This window comes from Candidatus Magnetaquicoccus inordinatus (assembly GCF_004217665.1).
Classification (GTDB): Bacteria; Pseudomonadota; Magnetococcia; order Magnetococcales; family Magnetaquicoccaceae; genus Magnetaquicoccus; species Magnetaquicoccus inordinatus.
On record NZ_RXIU01000023.1, the window covers coordinates 21,924 to 25,712 of the forward strand.

General features: G+C 51.3%; 2 protein-coding genes. Both read left to right on the top strand.

The features are described from left to right. On the top strand, positions 1–2,917 hold a 2,917-nt coding region (locus tag EJP87_RS03610), incomplete at its 5' end, for a response regulator (RefSeq protein WP_130470501.1). Next, positions 2,914–3,333: a hypothetical protein gene (locus tag EJP87_RS03615; RefSeq protein ID WP_130470502.1), complete on the top strand. Its 420-nt coding sequence runs from the start codon at positions 2,914–2,916 to the stop codon at positions 3,331–3,333. The genes EJP87_RS03610 and EJP87_RS03615, both read left to right, overlap by 4 nt. Positions 3,334–3,789: the final 456 nt, after the last annotated feature.

Consider the following 3,789-nt stretch of genomic DNA (forward strand, 5'->3'; position numbering starts at 1 on the left):
CATCGATGATGAAGAGGTCACCGAAAGACTTCTCCATCAAATTCTCAAGCATGAAACCGATTTTGAGCTGCATTTTTGCCCAGATCCCACCCAAGCCGTGCAGATGGCGGAGACCATTCGTCCGATTTTGCTGCTGGTCGATCTGTTGATGCCGGATGTAGACGGCATTACCTTGATTCGTCGTTTTCGCAACCGGCGCAGCTTCAGCCAGTTACCCATCCTGATGCTCTCCTCGGAAGAGGATCCCTATATCAAAGCCCAAGCCTTTGCCGCTGGTGCCAACGATTATCTGGTCAAACTGCCGAGCAAAGTGGAGATGATTGCCCGGTTGCGTCTGCACTCCCGAAGCTTTTTACGCAACAGTCGCCGCCATGGCAACACCGAGCTCTGCTCCGACATCATCCATTCCGATCTGAAGGGATTTTGGATTATTGATGCCCGCAGCCATCAGATCATTGAGGTCAATGATGCCTTGTGTGCCATGTTGGGTTATTCCCGTGAAAGTTTTATTGGCAAGACCCCCCTGGATTTTGTCAACACCGAAAATCGGGCGCCGATGCAGAAGGCGCTCTGTTGGATTCCCCGTACCGACAAGCGCATCCATGAGATCTTTCTCAACTCTCTCACCGGTCAACCACTCTATACCCGCTTTTGTGTGACCACTACACACAATACCTTGGGGCGGGAGGTGGTATCGGCATTTACCTTTCTCAATCTGGATCGACTCAATCTCGACTATTTTGAGATTCTTAAAAATGAATTTCGCTTTATTGCCGATTCGGTTCCTGGATTGTTGTGGCTCTCCAATCCAGACAATAAGAGAATGTTTTTTAACAAATCATGGTTGAATTTTCGCGGCGTGATTCTGGAGCAGGAGCTGGATGGCGGATGGCAACAGGGAGTGCATCCGGATGATCTGGAGCGCTATCAATTTTTTTCCAATGAAGCCTTCATCCATCTGCACCCCTACTCTTTGGAGTTTCGCTTACGTAACAGTCAGGGAGAGTATCGTTGGTTTTATGAAACAGCCTTGCCGCGCTTTGCGGGCAATGGATTTTTTATGGGCTTTTCCGGGAGCTGCGTGGATATTACCGAGCGCAAACTTCTGGAAGGGCGCATGAATCAGGTCAACTATTCTCTGGAGCAACAGGTATTATTACGCACCTCAGAGCTGCAACATGAGGTACAAGAGCGTCGTCAGGCGGAGTTTTTAGAGCGTCGTGCCAATCAAGCGCAAGGAGTAGTCAGCGATCTGTTGCGCATTGCTCTGGAGGATGCTCCGTTGACGGATCAGTTGCAGCGTGCCTTGCGGGCGATTTTGGCTGTTCCCTGGTTGACCATGCAAAAAAGGGGAGCAATCTTTTTGGCTGATCGTGCTGCCCGGCAATTGCAATTGATTGCCGAAGAGGCTTTGCCCGCATCCATTCGCGGCAGTTGTGCTTTGATACCCTATGGGCGCTGTTTATGCGGACAAGCGGCTGAAGAGAATAAACCGCTGCGCTGTTACAAACCGATTTCTGCGCATGCCGAAGAGGATGAGGCGCATGGCCACTATTGTTTACCCATTCAGTCCGGTGATCGGGTATTGGGTGTATTGCACCTGTATCTGGATGCCGACCGTGACAGCAGCCCCTTTGAAGAGGAGTTTTTACAGACAGCCACCAATGCCTTGGCTGTCTTGATCGAACATGCACAAATCGGTCAGTTGAAAGATGCCAAACTGCGCGCTGATGCCGAGAATCGGGCCAAAAGTGAATTTTTGGCAACGATGAGCCATGAAATTCGTACACCGATGAACGCCATCGTCGGGATGGCAGAGCTGTTATGTGCCGAGGAGATCTCCGATAAAGCCCGTCACTATGCCGCCAGCATGATGCAGGCTGGCGAAGCTTTGTTGACCTTGATCAACGATATTCTGGACTATTCCAAGATTTCGGCGGGTAAACTGATGCTGGAGAAAAAAGATTTTGATTTGCATCAGTTGTTGCAGGGTTTAAGCAAGCTGTTTGAGGGGTTGGTCAAGGAAAAGGGGCTGCATTTTGCTATTGAATTGGCTCCCAATCTGCCACGATTGGTCCAGGGTGATTCGGTACGGGTTTGGCAGGTGTTGGTCAATTTGCTCTCCAACGGTATTAAATTTACCCATCAGGGCGAAGTGATCCTGACTGCAGAACGGGTAGAGTTGCAGCAAGAGAGTCCTGAAGGAATTTTTTTACTGCGCTTTCAGGTGCGTGATACCGGTATTGGCATTGCACCGGAATTTTTTGTGCGTCTGTTCAAGCTGTTTGAACAGGGAGACAAAGCAATTGCCCGGCGCTATGGAGGGACCGGTTTGGGATTGGCCATTACCAAAATGTTGGTACAGTTGATGGCAGGCGAAATCGAGGTGGAGAGTACTGTAGGGGTAGGCAGTCTGTTTCGTGTCACCTTGCCTCTTGCCTATCCCAAAGTGGAGGAGCTGCCGGATCTGCTGGCAACAAGTCTGCCAGTGGCAGACGATGATCTGTTGACCTGTCGGGTGTTGGTGGTTGAGGATGATCCGGTCAATCGGGTTGTCGAGTTGGGTATGTTACGCCGCTTGGGGGTCCAGGCGGAGGTGGCCGAAAATGGGGTAGAAGCTTTGGAAAAGCTGCGCGAGCGGGAGTATGATCTGGTATTCATGGATTGTCAGATGCCACAGATGGATGGCTATGCAGCCAGCCATGCCTGGCGTCTGCATGAGGCCAGTGTACCGAGTCATCGGCGGGTACCCATAGTTGCCTTGACCGCCTTTGCCATGCAGGGTGATCGGGAACGCTGTCTGGCAGCCGGCATGGATGATTATATGACCAAGCCGGTACGGGGTAAGGATTTTCAAGCGATGCTTGCTCGTTGGGCACGGCCTGTCGGGCGACCGGAGGATGAGGAGAAACCATGATGGGAGAGTGGAAGATGATGAAAAAGATTGTGATGGTGGCCTGTTTATTGATTGCTGGTTGGTTGCTGCAACCGAGTATGGCAGTGGCAGCTTTGGAACAGATTCCTCTACCCGCAGGGAGTGATCAGTTGGCACCTTTGGAGCCGGATGAGCCGGTTGCTCGGAGTACCAAGCAGCCTGCTGCCGGCAGTCAAAAAAGCAATGCATTGCAACCGTTAGGGGGCAGTGACAATCGGCAGGCTTTGTCCAAAGGACAACCAGCGGAAGCGCAAGTGGCAACGGCAGGCAAGGCGAAGGCGGGTCAGAAAAAAGCGATTAAGAAAAAATCGGGTAAAAAAACAAGTAAATCAGTTCATAATAGTTCAGCAAAAAAATCGGCTAAAAAGGCCAAAAAGAGCAGTAAAAAGGCCAGATAAAAAAAGGGCTTTGACGGCGATAGCAGCAGTGCATAGTGATACTGCTGCCGGGTTGTTGGAGCAGCAGGTCTATTTTGCAAACGAACCGGGAGCGAAAAAGGGATGACTTTTTTGACTCCCGGTTTTGTTTTATGCGTTGTAACTATTCACCACCCAAAACAACTGTGGGTCCAGGGAGGGCAGCTCCCTGGCCGGGTCCAGGGATGGAATCCCTGGGATTTTGCTTTTAATCTTTTGCTTTTGGCGCGCTTTTCAAACCAAGCCGACGCGCTCTTTGCGTCGGCGCGGCGCGCCTAATGGAAGCAAGCTGTGCGGATTGGCGCGCATTGTTGCGCCAATTCGTACAGCATCCCCATGGGGGTAGAGTTGGCGAGCCAGTACGAACCTGAATAGTTACTATGCGTTATGGATATGGTGCGAAAGGGGGGAGTTGAACCCCCACGCCCGAAGGCACTG